At 66.6% G+C, this 15,948-nt stretch carries 14 protein-coding genes; 5 read left to right on the plus strand and 9 right to left on the minus strand.

All coding sequences use genetic code 11. The features are described from left to right. The first annotated feature begins 100 nt into the window (after positions 1-100). On the plus strand, positions 101-1,060 hold the full coding sequence (locus tag YH64_RS27445) for a DMT family transporter (RefSeq protein WP_046807497.1): 960 nt from the start codon (positions 101-103) through the stop codon (positions 1,058-1,060). An 83-nt stretch (positions 1,061-1,143) separates the two neighbouring features. On the opposite strand, the gene YH64_RS27450 is transcribed toward YH64_RS27445, so the two are convergent. Beyond that, positions 1,144-2,328, minus strand: coding sequence for a CynX/NimT family MFS transporter (locus YH64_RS27450; protein WP_082134669.1), 1,185 nt, complete (start codon positions 2,326-2,328; stop codon positions 1,144-1,146). 162 nt (positions 2,329-2,490) lie between these two features. Here YH64_RS27450 and YH64_RS27455 point away from each other — a divergent pair, with 162 nt between their 5' ends. After that, positions 2,491-3,516: a LysR family transcriptional regulator gene (locus YH64_RS27455; RefSeq protein WP_046807495.1), complete on the plus strand. Its 1,026-nt coding sequence runs from the start codon at positions 2,491-2,493 to the stop codon at positions 3,514-3,516. On the opposite strand, the gene YH64_RS27460 is transcribed toward YH64_RS27455, so the two are convergent. Next, a complete protein-coding gene (locus tag YH64_RS27460; RefSeq protein ID WP_046807494.1) occupies positions 3,513-4,313 on the minus strand; it encodes a DUF169 domain-containing protein in 801 nt (266 codons plus the stop codon). The two genes, YH64_RS27455 and YH64_RS27460, sit on opposite strands and share 4 nt — an antisense overlap. Before the next feature lie 163 nt (positions 4,314-4,476). Continuing rightward, positions 4,477-5,436 (minus strand): LysR family transcriptional regulator, encoded by a 960-nt coding sequence (locus tag YH64_RS27465; protein ID WP_082134668.1) that lies wholly within the window; start codon positions 5,434-5,436, stop codon positions 4,477-4,479. Between the two features lie 100 nt (positions 5,437-5,536). Here YH64_RS27465 and gstA point away from each other — a divergent pair, with 100 nt between their 5' ends. Next, positions 5,537-6,151 (plus strand): glutathione transferase GstA, encoded by a 615-nt coding sequence (gstA, locus tag YH64_RS27470; RefSeq protein ID WP_046807493.1) that lies wholly within the window; start codon positions 5,537-5,539, stop codon positions 6,149-6,151. Positions 6,152-6,253: 102 nt separating this feature from the next. Here the strand turns inward: gstA and YH64_RS27475 are convergent, their stop codons facing one another. Next, on the minus strand, positions 6,254-7,171 hold the full coding sequence (locus YH64_RS27475) for a LysR family transcriptional regulator (RefSeq protein ID WP_046807492.1): 918 nt from the start codon (positions 7,169-7,171) through the stop codon (positions 6,254-6,256). 103 nt (positions 7,172-7,274) lie between these two features. On the opposite strand from YH64_RS27475, the gene YH64_RS27480 reads away from it, so the two are divergent. Both YH64_RS27480 and YH64_RS27485 read left to right on the plus strand, forming a co-directional pair. Then, positions 7,275-8,024, plus strand: coding sequence for an SDR family oxidoreductase (locus YH64_RS27480; protein WP_046807491.1), 750 nt, complete (start codon positions 7,275-7,277; stop codon positions 8,022-8,024). Between the two features lie 224 nt (positions 8,025-8,248). Continuing rightward, positions 8,249-9,544 carry a hypothetical protein gene (locus tag YH64_RS27485; protein WP_052946129.1) on the plus strand — a complete coding sequence of 432 codons (1,296 nt, stop codon included), beginning with the start codon at positions 8,249-8,251 and terminating at the stop codon, positions 9,542-9,544. Between the two features lie 149 nt (positions 9,545-9,693). On the opposite strand, the gene YH64_RS27490 is transcribed toward YH64_RS27485, so the two are convergent. The 5 genes from YH64_RS27490 to YH64_RS27510 form a co-directional block, all read right to left on the minus strand. Continuing rightward, entirely contained in the window at positions 9,694-11,787 is a 2,094-nt protein-coding gene (locus YH64_RS27490) for a TRAP transporter large permease subunit (RefSeq protein WP_082134667.1), read from the minus strand. Further along, positions 11,784-12,410, minus strand: coding sequence for a TRAP transporter small permease subunit (locus YH64_RS27495; RefSeq protein ID WP_046807490.1), 627 nt, complete (start codon positions 12,408-12,410; stop codon positions 11,784-11,786). Before YH64_RS27495 ends, YH64_RS27490 begins: the two co-directional genes overlap by 4 nt. Before the next feature lie 19 nt (positions 12,411-12,429). After that, positions 12,430-13,554, minus strand: a complete 1,125-nt coding sequence (locus YH64_RS27500) for a TRAP transporter substrate-binding protein (RefSeq protein WP_046807489.1) — start codon at positions 13,552-13,554, stop codon at positions 12,430-12,432. A gap of 282 nt (positions 13,555-13,836) precedes the next feature. After that, positions 13,837-14,469 carry a glutamine cyclotransferase gene (locus YH64_RS27505; protein WP_046807488.1) on the minus strand — a complete coding sequence of 211 codons (633 nt, stop codon included), beginning with the start codon at positions 14,467-14,469 and terminating at the stop codon, positions 13,837-13,839. A gap of 32 nt (positions 14,470-14,501) precedes the next feature. Then, positions 14,502-15,731, minus strand: coding sequence for a hypothetical protein (locus tag YH64_RS27510; protein ID WP_046807512.1), 1,230 nt, complete (start codon positions 15,729-15,731; stop codon positions 14,502-14,504). Between the last annotated feature and the right edge of the window lie 217 nt (positions 15,732-15,948).

Consider the following 15,948-nt stretch of genomic DNA (forward strand, 5'->3'; position numbering starts at 1 on the left):
CCAGCGGCTGCGCGCATGCGCCGGCCGCACCGCAATCTGGTACAAGATTTGCCGGCCCGCCCTGGCTAGACTGCCCCATCGATACGCAGGAGAGCTAGGCATGTGGGCAGGAACCCTTTACGCGCTGGCCGCGGGCTTGATGTGGGGGCTGGTATTCGTGGGGCCATTGTTGCTGCCGGAATATCCGGCCGCGCTGCAATCGGTGGCGCGCTACCTGGCCTTTGGCCTGATTGCGCTACCGCTGGCATGGCTGGACCGCAACCGGCTGCGGCAACTGCGCCGTGCCGACTGGATCGAGGCGCTGAAACTGGCCGCCATCGGCAACCTGCTGTACTACCTGTGCCTGGCCAGCGCCATCCAACGCGCGGGCGGCCCCGTGCCCACGATGATCATCGGCACGCTGCCGGTCGTGATTGCCGTGTGCGCCAACCTGCGTAACGCGCGCCGCGACGGCAAACTGCCGTGGAAGCGGCTGGCCCCCTCGCTGGCCTTGATCGCGTTCGGCATCGGCTGCGTCAACCAGGTAGAGCTGCAAGCGTTGCGCCAGGACGCGGATGCCGACTTGTCGCGCTACGCAGTGGGCGCCCTGTTGGCGCTGGTGGCCGTCGCCTGCTGGACCTGGTATCCGCTGCGCAATGCCGACTGGCTGCGGGCGCACCCCGACCGCAGCCCCAGCACCTGGGCCACCGCGCAAGGGCTGGCGACGTTGCCGCTGGCGCTGGCTGGCTACGGGTTGCTGTGGATCGGCATGGCCGCCGCCGATAGCGGCTTTGACATGCCGCTGGGTCCCAACCCGGAACGCTTCCTGGGCTTGATGATTGCCATCGGGCTGTTCGCCTCCTGGCTGGGCACGCTGTGCTGGAACGAAGCCAGCCAGCGCTTGCCCACCGCGCTGGCCGGCCAGCTCATCGTCTTCGAAACGCTGGCCGCGCTGGCGTACGCCTTCATCCTGCGCGGCACGATGCCGCAGCCGCTGACAATGGTGGGCATCGCGTGCCTGATGGTGGGCGTGTTGCGCGCGGTGCGCGTCAAGCCGGTGCCGGTCCCCGTGGCGCTATAGCGGGTCCCGCACGCGCACAAGTCGCTCAGCATCAGCTTCAGCATGCAAAACGTAGCCTGCACGGGATGGCCTTTGATAGGCGCCTACAAGCGTGCCGCACGCACGCGCCGCAAGGCGGCCGCGATCAACACGCCGCCCAGGCCCGCCGCCAGCACGATGGTCGACGCCGCGCTCCATCCGTAGCGGTCGATCACGCCGCCCACGGTGACCGGCCCGATCACCTGCCCCAGGTTGCTTCCCTGCATCACCAGCCCGACCGACGCCGCCGTCAACGCCGGACGCGGCGCGACCAGCGGCGCCGTGCCCAGCAAGGTGGCGGGGATCAGGCCGCCCACCGCCGAGAACAGTACGCACAGCAGAAAGGTCGGCATGGCCGGCAGCACGGAACGGAAAATCAATAGCGCCACCACCCCCATCGTCACGCTGGCGCAGGCGATCAAGGTGGATCGCCGCCAGCCGCGCGCCAGCAGCACGCCCGCGCCCAGGTTGCCGACGATGTTGGCGGCGCTGGCGATGGCGCTGTACAGGCCCGCCTGGGCCAGCGTCAGGCCAAGCTGATCCATCAGCAGCACCGGCAGGAAGGTGAACAGCGCGAAGAACATCAGGCTGTAGAGCGTGAACGACAAGGCCAGCAGCACCGGCCCGGCCGCGCTCAGCGTATCAACGGTATCCTGCCGCATGCCGCGCCAGGACAAGGGCGCGGGCGCAGCAGCTTGCCCAGCCGGCAGCAGCGCGGCCACGCTGGCCAGCGACACGATCACTGCCGCGCCCGCGCACCACCAAACTGCCTGCCAGTGCTCGAACGCCTGCGAGGCCAGCATGGCAATGGCCATGCCGGTGGGCATGTAGCAGCTCCAGAGAGCAAAGGCAAAATCCCGACCGGACGCCGACACCAGGCGCTGCAAGGCGGCCGGGCCGGCCACGGTAATCATCAGAAAACCCAGGCCTTCGACGACGCGCGACGCCAGCAACAGCGGGTAGCTGGGCGCAATGGCGCCCGTGGCCGTGCCCAGCGCCGTGGCCAACAAGCCCAGCAGCAGCATGCGGCGCGCGCCGAAACGCGCGATCACGCCGCCGGAGGCGATGCCTCCCACGACGCCTAATAGGGAAAACACGGCGGTCAGCGTGCCGATCGACGCCAGATCCAGGCCCATGTCCTGGCGCAACAGCGGCGCGGCAATGATGACCTTGCCCACCTGTAGCGACGCCACCACGCCCGCGCCCACAATGGCCCCCACGCCGGCCCAACGGGTTTCAACCTGGCTCATGCCTGCCTCATTACCCATGCGAAGGCGCCAGCATGCCCGCCCCGCGCGATCTTGAGAAGTGATTATTTTTCGATGAGAATGATCGATCGATTAGATCAAGCCGCCCAATTTAGCCGGCCTGAAGCGAAGCGAACCGAACCGAACCGGCCACCGGCCCGCCCGATGATAGATGCCCTGACCCTGGACCAATTGCGTGTGTTCGTCGCCGTGGCCGATGCCGGCAGCTTTCGCGCGGCCGCGCGCAGCCTGTCCCGCGTGCAGTCGGCGGTCAGCCACGCCATTGCGAATATGGAACAGCAATTGGGCGTGACGTTGTTCGACCGCGCCGGCCATCGCCCCGTGATGACGCCCCAAGGCCAGGCGCTGCTGGCCAACGCGCGCGACATCCTGCTGCGGGTGGACGCCATGCGCGCTCGTGCTCAGGGTATGGGCACGGGGGTCGAACTGGAACTGTCACTGGTCGTGGACACCTTGTTTCCCATTGCCGACGTGGGCGCGGCGCTGAAGGCCATGCGCGCCACCTATCCCACAGTGGCCACGCGCGTGGCGGTCTTGCCGCTGGGTGGTCCCATCGACGCGCTGCTGTCGGGCAACCATACGCTTGGGATCATTGCGGGCGAGCACTTCCGCCATCCACGGATCGCCGTGCAGGCCTTGTCGTCGGTGCAGATGGTGGCGGTGGTCGGCGTCGGCCATCCTTTGGCGCGCAAAGTGGTGGGCTACCGGATGGGCAACGCGATGGGCAACGCGGCGGGCGACGCAGCCGGCGACGCAGCCGGCGACTTGGCTAGCAACCTGGCTAGCAACCCGAGCGGCAACCCGGCTAGCAACCCGGCGGGCAACGCCATGCTGGGCGCCCCGGAATTGGCCGACCACTTGCAGATCGTGCAATCCGACTCGTCCGGTTTAAGTGAAGGACGCGACTTTGCCGTGCTGTCGCCGCAGACCTGCCGCGTCAGCGGCCAGGACACCAAACACGCACTGATCTTGTCGGGCCTGGGCTGGGGCCGTCTGCCGCTGTGGCAGGTAGAGCGCGACCTGGCCGAAGGCCGGCTGGTGCGCCTGCCCACGCATAGCCTGGGACGCGGCAGCCAGGTTGAGACCGAGACGTACCTGGCGCACCGCATCGACATGCCGTTGGGGCCCGCCGCCCGCGCCTTTGCCGATGCGCTGCACCACCCCCTCTAAGCGCCGCGCGCGGGCGGCTGTGCGTAGCTGACGCCCATGCCGGCCCGCACGTCGTTCTGGATGCCATACGGGGCAATCGGATAGCGCAAGCCGTTGGCGGCCAGTGCCTTCATGCCTTCGATGGCAATGGGCAGGTAGCGCGGCGGCAGCGCCATCAGCATCTCTTCGTCGGGCACGCCGCCGTAGCGGCGTTCCGCAAAACAGGGCAAGGACAAGCTGGGTTCACCCGTGGCCAGCGCCCGGCCCCAGGAGTCGGCACAGGCGGTCTCGCCCACCACGCTCCAGTCAAAGCGGCGGTAGTTCTTCCACTGCAAGCCGTTGATAAGAATAATCATCTGCCCGGGCGTGGCGTAGATCAGGCAGATGTCGGGCGGGTTGAGCCGGCCCGACGCCAGCGGCGACACCACCAGCCCGCGATACTTGCCCGCCGGCACACAAGACAAGGCTTCCTGCCGTGCCCGCGCATCGGCTTCGGTGGCGTGCCACACGCCCACGTAATCCTTGCCGCTTTTCCAGTCTTCGTCTTGTGGCCCCAGCCCGATCACGGCGCGGCATTGCGCGCCGACCAGATCGTTGCCGGTGATGCCCACCGTCCACCCCAGCCGCGCGGCCATGCCCACGATTTGATCCGTGGTGTGCGTGGCTTGCGGCCGGCGCAATCCCTTGATGCCGGCCATGTCGGCGTCGTTTTCGAACAGCTTCATGCCGATGACGGTGGTCTTCAAGCGCAGCAGCTTGTTCAGGTCGTCCACCAGTTGCGGCCAGTTCATGGCCGCGTTTGTTGTTGTCTCTTCCATATCCGTCCTTGGGACTGTTGTGTTTGGTGCATCGAGTTTGGCGCATCGACGTTGGTGGCGATCCGCTTATCCGTCGGAGCTTAAAGGCAAACACGCATCAGCGCGCCGCAAGCATGTGGCAAATTCGGCACGCATGACGACCACGATCATCAAGGAAAAGGCCTCAGGGCAAAGGCGTGGGCACAGGCGCGAGTAAAGGCGCGAGTAAAGGCGCGGACAAAGGCGCGGACAAAGGCGCAGGCGCGCGCCGGTCCTCCTGTTGGGATCGCAACATTGCAAACAAGGCCTGAACCGGCGCGCTGTCGGCCGCCTGCGCCGATGCCGCCAGCCCGAACGACCGGTACAAGGGCTGCGCCAGCCGCAGCACGCGCAGGCCGCGACGGTTTTCAGGCAGGGTCAGCGCGGGCACCAGCGCCACGCCCACGCCTTCACGCACCAGCGCAAAGGCGCTGCTCCAGTCGCGCACCGTGGCGCGCACGTCATCGATGGCAAGGCCGGCGTCCTGCGCCACGCTCTGCGCGTGCACGCTGCATCCGCCTGTAGCCAGCACGAAAGGCTGCGCCGCCAGCGCCGCCAGGTCCACGGCGTCACCCGCGCGGGCCAGCGGATGCGCGGCGGGCAGCACGGCCATCCATTCGTCTTGGCCAAGCGGACACACGTGCCGCCCGGGCGCGGCGTTCAGCACCACGCCCGCATCCACGGTGCCCGCCGCCAGCAGGGCTTCGACCTCGTCATCCGAGGCTTCAAGCGACACCACGTCGATGCCCGGATGCTGCTGCCGAAAACGCCGCAGGACCGGCGGCATGATGGTGGAAAACACCATCGGAAAACTGGCCAGGCGCAACGTACCGCGCGCCGTGCCGCACGCGTCTTGCGCCATATTTTGAATGCGCCCCAGCGCATCCAGCATGGTCCGCGCCTCGTCCGCCACCCGCAGGCCCAATGCCGTGGGCAACGTCTGCCGACGGTCGCGCGTGAACAGCGGCGCACCCAGCATGTCTTCCAGATTGGCGATGGCCTGGCTGGCGCCGGACTGGGTCATGCCCACGTCGGCCGCCGCGTGCGTGATGTTGCCGGCGTCCACCACGGCCAACACCAGCCGCCAGTGCATCAGGTTCATCATGGCATCAGCTCTGCTTATTTCACATTTTTGAAGAAGTAATTTTACGCATGCCTGGCGCGGCCTCATGCTTGCCCTTCTTGCTGAACCGAAGGACCGACCGATGAAGCTGTACTACGCCCCCGACACCTGCTCGCTGTCGCCGCACATCGTGCTGCGCGAGCTGGATCTGCCCTTTACCCTGGTGCGGGTGAACAACCAAACCAAGCGCACCGAGGACGGCGACGACTTCCTGGCGATCAACCCGAAGGGCTACGTTGCCGCGCTGCAACGGGACGACGGGCAAGTGCTGACCGAAGGACCCGCCATCGTGCAATATCTGGCCGACCTGAACCCGCAAGCCGGGCTGGCGCCGCCCAACGGCACCTGGGACCGCAGCCGCTTGCAGGAATGGCTTAACTTCATCAGCACCGAAATCCATGGCGGCTTTGGCCCGCTGTTCAACCGGGCCCTGCCCGCCGAGGCGCGCCAGTGGTGGCAGGCCCGGGTGGAAAAGCGGCTGGATTATCTGGCGGGCGTTTTGCAATCTGTGCCCTTCCTGCTTGGCGACCGCTTTGGCGTGGCCGACGCTTACCTGTATGCCGTGCTGCGATGGGCCCGGTTTTTTGACATCGATCTGGCGGGCCGACCCGTGCTGGCTGACTATATGGCGCGCATTGAAATGCGGCCGAGTGTGCAGGCGGCGCTGGCGGCCGAAGGCATCGCCCGCGCAGTTTGACGGACGATGTGGCGCGCCGTGTCATGCCAGCGCGATGTGCCTTGTGATGTGCCTTGTGATGTGCCTTGTGATGTGCCGGATTAACAGGCCAGGACTCGCACATCAGCGAAACGCATCCACGCCCCGCATCAGCGCCGCCGCCATGGTGGGCTGGCGCAACTGCTCCAGCCACCATTTCAACGCGCGGCCCTCGTGACCGCCGCGCCATGCCAGGTACAGCATGTTCGGTTCACGCGGTGTCTCGGTGGCCATTTCCAATAATTCCCCGCGCGCCAGCAACGACGCCACACGGTGGCGCGGCACCCAGCCTATGCCCAGGCCGTCGCGCTGCGCCAGGATCTTTGCGCGCATGCTGGGCACGGCCAGCACCGGCTGACCGCTGACCCGGCCATAGCCGCGCGCCGCCGCCCCGCGCGACGTGTCCGCCACCACCACCGCGCGGTACTGCTGAATCTGGTCTTGCCGCAAGGGCGTTTTCAGCTTGGCCAGGGGATGGCGCGGCGCCACCGCGAACAACCATTCCATTGCCCCCAATTGCGCCCACTGAAGATTCGGCATAGCTTGGGGCTCGTTCGTCGCTCCCACAATCAGGTCGGCCCGGCCTTCACGCAGCGCCTCCCACGTGCCGCCCAGCACCTCATGCGTCAAGCGCAGGCTCACCCCGGAATCCAGGCGATCAAACGCATGTATCAACGGCGACATCAATTCAAATTCCAGGATCTCGTCGCTGACGATATGCAGCCGATCTTCCCAACCGCTGGCTACCTGCTTGACGCGTTGCGTCAGCCGGGACACGTCCAGCATCAGCCGCGCGGCTTCGTCCGCCAGCAGCTGCCCGGCGGGCGTCAGTTGCAGCCGGTAGCGGCGGCGGTCGAACAGCAGCGCGTCAAAGCGTTCTTCCAGTTGGCGGGCCGCGTGCGACACGGACGATGGCGCTCGGCCAAGCTTTACCGCCGCGCGAGACAGGCTGCCGCTGTCCCTGATGGCTTCCAGCAGCGCCAGTTCATGGGCGGTCAACATGTGCAATTCCTTCGAACGTGTTCGTTCGAAAGATGGTACGACAAAGCGCCGCCCCAGGCGCAACATGACTACACCTTATCGAACGACTCCCAAGGAGATCACCATGAACCGTTTTGAACACAAGAACGTATTGGTCACCGGCGGCACCAGCGGCATCGGCCTGGCGGCAGCGCAAGCGTTTGCAGCCGAAGGCGCCCGCGTCATCGTCACGGGCCGCGACGAAGCCGCGCTGCAAACCGCGCGGGCCACGCTGGGCGGCAACACGCTGGCCATCCGCAATGTGGCCGGCGCGCCGGGCGCCTCGGCTGCGCTGGCCCAGGCACTGAAAGACGCGGACGTGCGGCTGGACGCCGTTTTCGTCAACGCAGGCATCGCCAAGTTTGCGACCTTGGCCGAGGCCACCGAAGACCTGTGGGACCAAACTTTCAACACCAATATCAAGGGCGTGTTCTTTCAGCTACAGGCCTTGGACCCGCTGTTGAACCCGGGCGCGTCCATCGTGCTGAACGGGTCGATCAACGCCCACATCGGCATGCCGGCCTCCAGTATCTACGCCGCCAGCAAGGCCGCGCTGATCTCGCTGGCCAAGACGCTGTCGGCCGAGCTGCTGCCCCGAGGCATCCGCGTGAACGTGGTTAGCCCCGGCCCGATCGCGACCCCCATCTACGGCAAGCTGGGCCTGGACGCAGCCACCCTGGAAAAAACGGCCGCCGGCATCCAGGCGCAGATCCCGCTGGGCCGCTTCGGCACACCGCAGGAACTGGCTTCGACCGTATTGCATCTGGCGGCGCCGGAATCCGCGTTTATCGTGGGCACCGAAATCATCGTGGATGGCGGCATGAGCCAGCTTTGAACGCAGCCGCTACGGCCCGACCGACCGCAGTGCGCGCTTGCACAGGCGTTCGGTCGCGGCGGTCGGCGTGCCCGCCAGCCGCCGTGCGCATACCTCGCGCACCCAGGCGGGCCGGTTTTTGCTGGCGTCACACCGATTGGCAAGTGACGATATTGACACTGCCGGTGATCCGGACTGAACGGGGCCGCTATCATCCCGTTGTCATCCGTCTTCCACACTGCGCCATGTCCCCTATCCCGCTTGTCCGTCTGATGCTTGCCGCACTGGCGCTGATCGCATCGCCCCCCTACGTTGAGGCGGCCGGTGCCGCGGCGGCCGGTGCCGTGGCGGCCGCACCCGCCGAAACCCGCTTACGCACCGTCTACGTCGGCACGCTTGAAGGCGCGGGCGAGGTGGTGATGGAATTGGAGGGTCAAGGGGCGGACGGCAGCCCCGTGACGGGCCGGTATTTCTATCCGAAGCACGGCGTCGACATCCCCTTGCAAGGCGCGCCCGAAGCCCTGGCGGAACCCCGGCTGTTTTATGAACTACAGGAAGCGGGCATTGCCCCGGACGCCGAGGCCGCCGCAGCCGCCACCTGGCAAGGGCACCGCGACGGCGACGGGTATCGCGGCCACTGGGTCGATGCCCGCACGGGCAAACAACGCGCCTTCGCGCTGCGCCGCGTGGCGCGGTACGACCCTCGCGCGCTGGCGCCGGGCAGCGGGCAGGCCGTTACCGATGCGATCAGCGGCGGCATGGGCAGCGGCATCGATCACGGCGTAAGCATCAACGCCAACAACGCCCCCTACGAGACCTTGAAGCTGGCCGGCCACGCCGTGCCGGTCGGCGCTGACAGCGGCACCGGCGCCGTCGCCTACCGCATGTGGCGCGACCCCCGCACACAGTTCAGCTACCCGCGCCTGAGCCGCCACCCCGATCCTCAGGTGATGGCCCGCGTCAACGCGCTGCTTGAACAGCGCCACTGGCAGATGAGCCTGGCGGCGCTGGCTTGCAAGGCGTCTGCCTACACCAACGACAATCCGGCCGCCGGCACGCTGGGCAGCTATGACGAGGAAGCCATCACCGTGCAATGGCTATCCACCGCGCTGATGACCGTGACCGAATCCGGCAGCCTGTACTGCGGCGGCGCGCACCCCAACAACCATTTCGAGCCCTACACGTTCGACCTGCTTCAAGGCAAATACCTGGATTGGAACCGCGTGCTGGATGCGTACGTGCCGGGCGAAAACGGATGGCGCGAAGCCAGCCCCGCGCTGCTTGCGTTAATCGACAAGGCCCGCGCCCCGCAAGCCGACATGAAGATCGAGGGCGGTGACGATGATTCGCTGAAGGAATGCTCGGACCTCTGGCCCAGCTATCTGGCCTTGGGAACCGAGGCTCCGGGCGTGCTGACCTTGTCGGTATCCGGCGTGGGCCACGCGATGGGCGTGTGCCTGGGCACGCACGCCACGGTGCCGTTCAAGGACCTGACGCCGTATCTGGCACCGGGTGGGCAGGCGTATCTGGTGCGCGAGTAAGCGCGGGCAAAGGGTCGGCAAGGCATGGGCATGGCAATGCACGGCAAAGCGCCGGCAAAGCACCGGCAATGCGCCGACACAGCGTCGAGACAGCGCCGAGACAGCGCCGAGACAGCGCCGGCACATTCCGCCACCACGGATCGTCCGGCCTAGCGATACAGCACCGTGGGCAGCCACATGCCGATGCCCGGGAACACGTACAACAGGAAAATCGCCACTACCTGGATCCCCATGAACGGCATCATGCCCAGGAAGATCTGGTTCAACGTCACGTGCGGCGGCGAGACGCCCTTTAGATAGAAGGCAGACATGGCCACGGGCGGCGACAGAAAGGCGGTTTGCAGGTTCAGCGCCACCAGCAGGCCGAAGAACAGCGGGTCGATACCAAAGGCATTCAACAGAGGCACGAAGATGGGCATGAAGATGACGATGATCTCGGTCCACTCCAGCGGCCAGCCCAGCAGAAAGATGATGACCTGCGCCAGCAGCAGGAACTGAATCGGCGTCAAGCCCAGCGACAGCACCCATTCTTCAATGATGCGCTGGCCGCCCAGCAGCGCAAACGCGGCGGAAAAGATCGACGAGCCCACGAACAGCCAGCACACCATCGCGGTGGTCTTGGCGGTGAGGAATACGGATTCGCGCAGCACGGGCAGGTTCAGCCGGCGGTAGGCCAAGGCGAGCAAGGCGCCGCCCATGGCCCCCATGGCGGCCGCTTCGCTGGGGGTGGCAAGGCCGAACGCGATCGAGCCCAGCACGGCGGCAATCATCACTGCCAAAGGAAAGAACGAGCCCATCAGCATCTTGAAGATTTCCAGCCGCGCCCACGTCAGGGCGGCATAGAACACGGCCAGCACCACCGCGCAGACGGCGACGAATATCCAAAACCCGGTGGGTGCGGGGCGGGACGCAGAGGCGGACGAGTCCGCGGCGCCGGGCGATGGCGGTTCCGCCAATTGACCAGCGGAAGGCGCCGCCGACCCGCCGACGGGTGGCTCCACCAGTCCCCCGATGGGTGGCTCCGCCAGTCCCCCGACGGGTGGCTCCGCCAGCCCCCCGATGGGTGGCTCCACCAGTCCCCCGATGGGTGGCTCCGCCAGTCCCCCGATGGGAGGCTCCGCCAGTCCCCCGACGGGTGGCTCCGCCAGCCCACCGATGGGAGGCTCCGCAAACCCCCCGCCCGGCGGCTCTGCCAAGCCGTCCGCGCCGGGCTCGCTCAGGCCGGAATCAAACCCGCCCGATCCCAACTGCAATTCCGCCGGAATGTCGTATTCCACGATCGGACGCGTCACGCCGTGATGCACCACGGCCACCAGCAGTACCGTCAGCGCCAGCGGCGCCAGCACCGTGACCAGGTTGCGCAGCATGAAGCCGAACGGCACCCCGTGATTGCGCCGCCCCTTGAACAGCGCCGCCACCATGCCCGACAACGCGCGCGTGTAGCCGGCGGCGGCCAGCGTCTTGGCTTCGGGCGACAGCGGCACGCCGCGTTCGCTGACGGGCAGCGGCGGCGCCATGTCGGGACGCAGCTTGGCCACCAGGATCACATACAGCATGTACAGGCCGGCCAGCATGATGCCGGGAAACAGCGCGCCCGCGTACAGCTGCACCACCGACACGCCGGTGGTCGCGCCGTAGACGATGAGCATCACCGACGGCGGCAGCAAGATGCCCAGGCAGCCGCCCGCCGTGATCGACCCCGCCGTCAGGCGCACGCTGTAGCCCGCCTTCAACATGGCGGGCATGGCCAGCAGCCCCATCAGCGTCACCACCGCGCCGACGATGCCGGTGGCCGTGGCGAAGATCGCGCACGTGGCCAGCGTGGCAACCGCCAGCGCGCCCGGCAGGCGCGCCAGCGCCAGATGCATGGACCGGAACAACTTTTCGATCAGGTTGGCGCGTTCGACCAGGTACCCCATGAACACGAACAGCGGAATCGAAATCAGCGAATCGTTGGTCATCGTGGCGTACGTGCGCTGCACCATCAGGTCCAGCGTCTGCCCCACCGACCGACCCGCGTCGGCGCTTTGCATGTAGTACGCCAGGAAGGTGAACAGCACGCCCATGCCCATCAGCGTGAACGCCGTGGGAAAGCCCAGCATGATCGCCACCACGATCAGCGCCAGCATCAACAGCCCGATGTGCCCCGTGGTCAGTTCGCCCCACGGCGTCAGGAACGCGATCATCAGCAGCACGATTCCGATGCACGACAAGCCGAACCACAAGGCCTTGTGGATTTTCATCGGCGCGGCTCCCCGGGCGGGGTCACGTAGCGGTCAAGCTGGACGATGTCCTCGTCTTTGACGTGCACCATTTTCTTGAGCTTGTTCACGTCCACTTCCTCGACATCTTCCTCGCGCGATGGCCACGCCCCGCGTTGCAGGCACAGCACGCAACGCAGCACCTCGGCCACGCCTTGCAGCAGCAACACCGCGCCCGCCACGGGGATGAACGCCTTGAACGGATAGATGGGCGGCCCGTTGGCCATCAGCGAGGAATGCTCGCCGATGGCGATGGAGTAGCCGGCGTAATACCAGCCCGCCCAGACCAGCGCGATGGCGCCGGGAAAGAAGAACACCAGGTACAGCAGCACGTCCAACCCCGCCTGCACGCGCGGCGGCAGAAAGCCGTAGAGGATGTCGCCGCGCACGTGCCCGTTCTTCGCCAGCGTGTAGGCGCCGGCCATCATGAAGAGCACGCCGTAATACATCATCTGCATGTCGAACGCCCACGCGCTGGGTTGGTTCAGCAGATACCGCGCCGCCACCTCCCAGCACACGTGCAGGGTCAGCACAACGATCAGCCAGGCAAAGGTCTTGCCGACGAAGGTGGAGACGCGGTCGATCAGGCGGATAAGACGAAGCATCGATGGGCCTGGGATGAGGTCAGGCCGGCTTGCTGGTGCGCGAAAAATAATGGTTGTAGGCCATCCGGTAGTTGACCGAGGTATCCCCGTGCCAACGCCCCACCCGCTCGGCAAACGCGCGCTGCGAATCCAGCACTTTCTTGAACAGCGGATTCTCGGCGGAACGCTTGGCGATCATCTCGTCCCAGATCTTCAACTGTTGCTGCAAGATGGCGTCCGGCGTCTTGTAGAACTTGACGTTGTGTTCCTTCTGCAGCTTGATGTAGTCCTGCGAATAGCGGTTTGCCGCCTTCCACGACATATCGGCGCTGCTGGCCTGCGCCGCGTAGCTAAGCACGTGCTTCAAGTGCGGCGGCAGCGAGTCGTACTTGGCCTTGTTGAACAGCACTTCAAACTGCTCCGCGCTTTGGTGAAAGCTTTGCAGCATGCAGATCTTGGACACGTCTTGAAAGCCTAGCGCCAGGTCGGACGACGCGTTGTTGAACTCGGCGCCATCGAGCAGCCCGCGATCCAGCGCCGGCACGATTTCGCCGCCGGGCAAGGCGTTCACCGCCGCGCCCATGGCCGTGTACATGTCGATGGCCAGGCCCACCGTGCGGAACTTCACGCCCTTGACGTCTTCCACCTTGGTGACCGGGCGCTTGAACCAGCCAAACGGCTGCGTCGGCATCGGGCCGTACATCAACGACACCACGTTCACGCCCATGGCCTTCTGGATTTCGGTCAGCAATTCCTTGCCGCCGCCGTATTCATGCCAGGCCAGCAACATGTTGGCATCCATGCCGAATGACGGCCCCGAGCCCCACAGCGCCACGGCCGTGTTCTTGCCGTACCAATAGGCCACGACGCCGTGCCCGCCGTCCAGCGTGCCGGCCGATACCGCGTCCAGCAGGTCGAACGCCTTGACCACCGCGCCGGCCGGCAAGACTTCGATCTTCAACTGACCGCCGGCCATGTCGTTGACCTTTTGCGCATAGTCGCGCGCGAACTCGTGAAAGATGTCGTTGGCGGGCCAGGTGCTTTGGAACCGCAATGAAACCGGCGCATTCTGCGCCCGTGTCACGGCAGGGAAACCCAGTGCGGCGGCGCCGGCGACGGCAGCGCCCGAGATGAACTTGCGGCGGGGCTTTGTGACGTGTTGCATGGCTACTTGTCTCCTTGGTGGACTACATGGACCAGCGTGTAGTAACTGCACCTGCGGGGGACGCGGGGAAACGCCTGCTGCGAGCTTCCCGGTGTCGGGGCTACGACTGCGTTGCAACTTTGTGCTGATTAAACCTTCCTGACTAACGGCTGACAATCAGCTGTTTGTCAGGACTTACCCTAGCCGAAGGACCTAGCGCGTTTGGTCGCAATAAAGCAAGCGCGCCGCCATGTGCGGACATGGCGGCGCGCGGGCAAGAACGCCGTTCGGCGTGCGGGTGAATCAGGTCGGGCGGCGCACGGCGCGCACCTTGCCCGCGTTGCCGCCGCCGCAGAAAAAGCGATCGGCGCCGTCGGATTCCAAACCCGATACGCCCACGCCTTCGGGCATGTCGATGCTTTCCAGCACGGCGCCCGTGTCGGGCTCAAGACGCCGCAATTCGCGTGCGTTTTCTTCCCAGGTGCCGTGCCACAGCTGGCCGTCCACCCACGTGACACCGGTCACGTAGCGGTTCGAATCGATGGTGCGCAGGACGCGGCCCGTCTCCGGGTCCACCTGGTGGATCTTGCGTTGTTGGTACTGCCCGACCCACAACGAGCCGTCGGCCCAGGCCATGCCCGAGTCATCGCCGCCGCCCGGCGCGGGAATGCTTGCCAGCACCTTGCCGCTGACCGGGTCCAGCTTCTGTATTTTTCCTTCGGCGATCTGATAGAGATGCTTGCCGTCGAAGGCCGTGCCGGCATTGGCCACGACGTCCAGCGTGCGCAGGGTTTCGCCGGACTCGGGGTCCAGCGCAATCAGCTTTTCGCCCAGCGCGACCCACACATGGCGACCGTCGTAGCTGACGCCATGCACGGCGTCGGCACCGGGGAACGGGCCGTATTCACGGACGATTTCAGCTTGGCTTCGTTTCATGGTTGCTTCCTTGAAAGAGGGGAAACTTCATCCTACTGACCGGGCATGAGAGTGGGGAGTAACAAGCTTGTCGTGAACGCCGGCACGCTGGGCGTCGTCCAGCGGCGCGCCCTGCCGTGGCCCAGCGGCAGCACCTGGCCCGACGCGGCCAGCGCATCCAACGCCCGCTGCACGGTGCGCTGACTGGCGCCCAGCGCCAGCGCCAGGGCCGAGCTGGACCAGGCCTGGCCGTCAACCAGGCAAGCCAGCACCGCGGCGTGATCCCGGTCGGCCACGTCGACCGGACGCGCCAGCACGATGACGCCCAGATCGGCGTGGGGTTGCAGCGCAAAGCCGTCACGCGTGGCGGTCACCGCCGCCAATGGCCGCAACGCGGTCCGCAAGCGTCCGATTTCCACACGCAGGCGGGCGCGATGCGAATCGTCTTGAAAGCCGGTGCGAAAAGCGCGGGCAATCAGGAATTCGCGGCTGACATCGTGTGGCCAGCCCTGGGCAAGCAACCGCGCCAAGGCAAACAGAATCGGGCGGCTGGCCAAAGGCACGATCCGTTCGCCTTGCCGCACGGCATTGCGGCACGCGTCGACGATCAGCGCCGGGGACGCCAGCAGCGCCTCGGCGTCGGCCAGCGTCAGGTCGCGCGTGCCGTCCGGCGTGACGTGACGGGCGGCCACCGCGTGCAGCGCCTGCACGGCGTGGTCCACTTCGGCCACCAAGGCGGGCACGCCGGCCTGGCGCGCGGCGTGCTCGGCACGGGCCAGCGCCGCTGCGGCGTCGTGCGCGCGCACCCGGCGCAGCGCGATGCCGCCCGCGATCAATTCGTGGATCGCGCGGGACGCGGCAGGCATGGCCGGCGCGTCCACGCCGGCCAGGGCCTGGTCGGCTTCGTCCAGGCGACCCAGCAGCAATAGCCGCCGCGCCTGCAAGTAGGCGGCGTGCGCAGCGTTGACGGGGTCGCCGTGGACGGACAAGGCGGTGCGAGCGGCGGCCAGCGACTTTTCGGGCCACGCCAGATCGCGCGAGGCCAAGGCGACTTCGGCTTCGGCCACGATGCAACGGGCGCGCGCGGCCGGGTTCGCTGGCCCGAAGGCACGCGCGGCCTTGCGCAACAGCGCGTTGGCCCGGGCGAAGTCGCCCAGTTGCGCCATGGCGATGCCGCGCAAGGCCAGCGCCGGGGCATCGTCACGCAGCGACACCTGGTTCAGCGCCGTCAATGGGTCGCCGGCGGCCAAGGCACGCGCCGCGCGGGTGATCGGCAAATCGATGGAGTGCTCAGGCAACTGAAGTTTCTCTGTATGGGCTTGGGCTTCGGCTTCGGCTTCGGCTTCGGCTTGGGCTTGGGCTTGGGCTTCGGCTTCGGCTTGGGCTTGGGCTTCGGCTTGGGCTTGGGCCTTGGCATTGGCATTGGCTTTGGCTTCGGCTTTGGCCTTGGCATTGGCGTCGGTCTCGCCTGGGTCCGGGCTTCGGCCTTGGCGTCGGCCG

Source organism: Achromobacter sp. LC458 (genome assembly GCF_001005835.2).
Taxonomy (GTDB): Bacteria; Pseudomonadota; Gammaproteobacteria; order Burkholderiales; family Burkholderiaceae_B; genus Achromobacter; species Achromobacter spanius_B.

What these genes read in the sequence shown, in the direction of transcription:
- YH64_RS27450 (WP_082134669.1), bottom strand. Translation starts at nt 2,328, where the DNA reads ATGAGCCAGGTTGAAACCCGTTGGGCCGGCGTGGGGGCCATTGTGGGC.
- YH64_RS27495 (WP_046807490.1), bottom strand. Translation starts at nt 12,410, where the DNA reads ATGCTTCGTCTTATCCGCCTGATCGACCGCGTCTCCACCTTCGTCGGC.
- YH64_RS27475 (WP_046807492.1), bottom strand. Translation starts at nt 7,171, where the DNA reads ATGTTGACCGCCCATGAACTGGCGCTGCTGGAAGCCATCAGGGACAGC.
- YH64_RS27460 (WP_046807494.1), bottom strand. Translation starts at nt 4,313, where the DNA reads ATGGAAGAGACAACAACAAACGCGGCCATGAACTGGCCGCAACTGGTG.
- YH64_RS27445 (WP_046807497.1), top strand. Translation starts at nt 101, where the DNA reads ATGTGGGCAGGAACCCTTTACGCGCTGGCCGCGGGCTTGATGTGGGGG.
- YH64_RS27465 (WP_082134668.1), bottom strand. Translation starts at nt 5,436, where the DNA reads ATGATGAACCTGATGCACTGGCGGCTGGTGTTGGCCGTGGTGGACGCC.
- YH64_RS27500 (WP_046807489.1), bottom strand. Translation starts at nt 13,554, where the DNA reads ATGCAACACGTCACAAAGCCCCGCCGCAAGTTCATCTCGGGCGCTGCC.
- YH64_RS27455 (WP_046807495.1), top strand. Translation starts at nt 2,491, where the DNA reads ATGATAGATGCCCTGACCCTGGACCAATTGCGTGTGTTCGTCGCCGTG.
- YH64_RS27505 (WP_046807488.1), bottom strand. Translation starts at nt 14,469, where the DNA reads ATGAAACGAAGCCAAGCTGAAATCGTCCGTGAATACGGCCCGTTCCCC.
- gstA (WP_046807493.1), top strand. Translation starts at nt 5,537, where the DNA reads ATGAAGCTGTACTACGCCCCCGACACCTGCTCGCTGTCGCCGCACATC.
- YH64_RS27480 (WP_046807491.1), top strand. Translation starts at nt 7,275, where the DNA reads ATGAACCGTTTTGAACACAAGAACGTATTGGTCACCGGCGGCACCAGC.
- YH64_RS27485 (WP_052946129.1), top strand. Translation starts at nt 8,249, where the DNA reads ATGTCCCCTATCCCGCTTGTCCGTCTGATGCTTGCCGCACTGGCGCTG.
- YH64_RS27490 (WP_082134667.1), bottom strand. Translation starts at nt 11,787, where the DNA reads ATGAAAATCCACAAGGCCTTGTGGTTCGGCTTGTCGTGCATCGGAATC.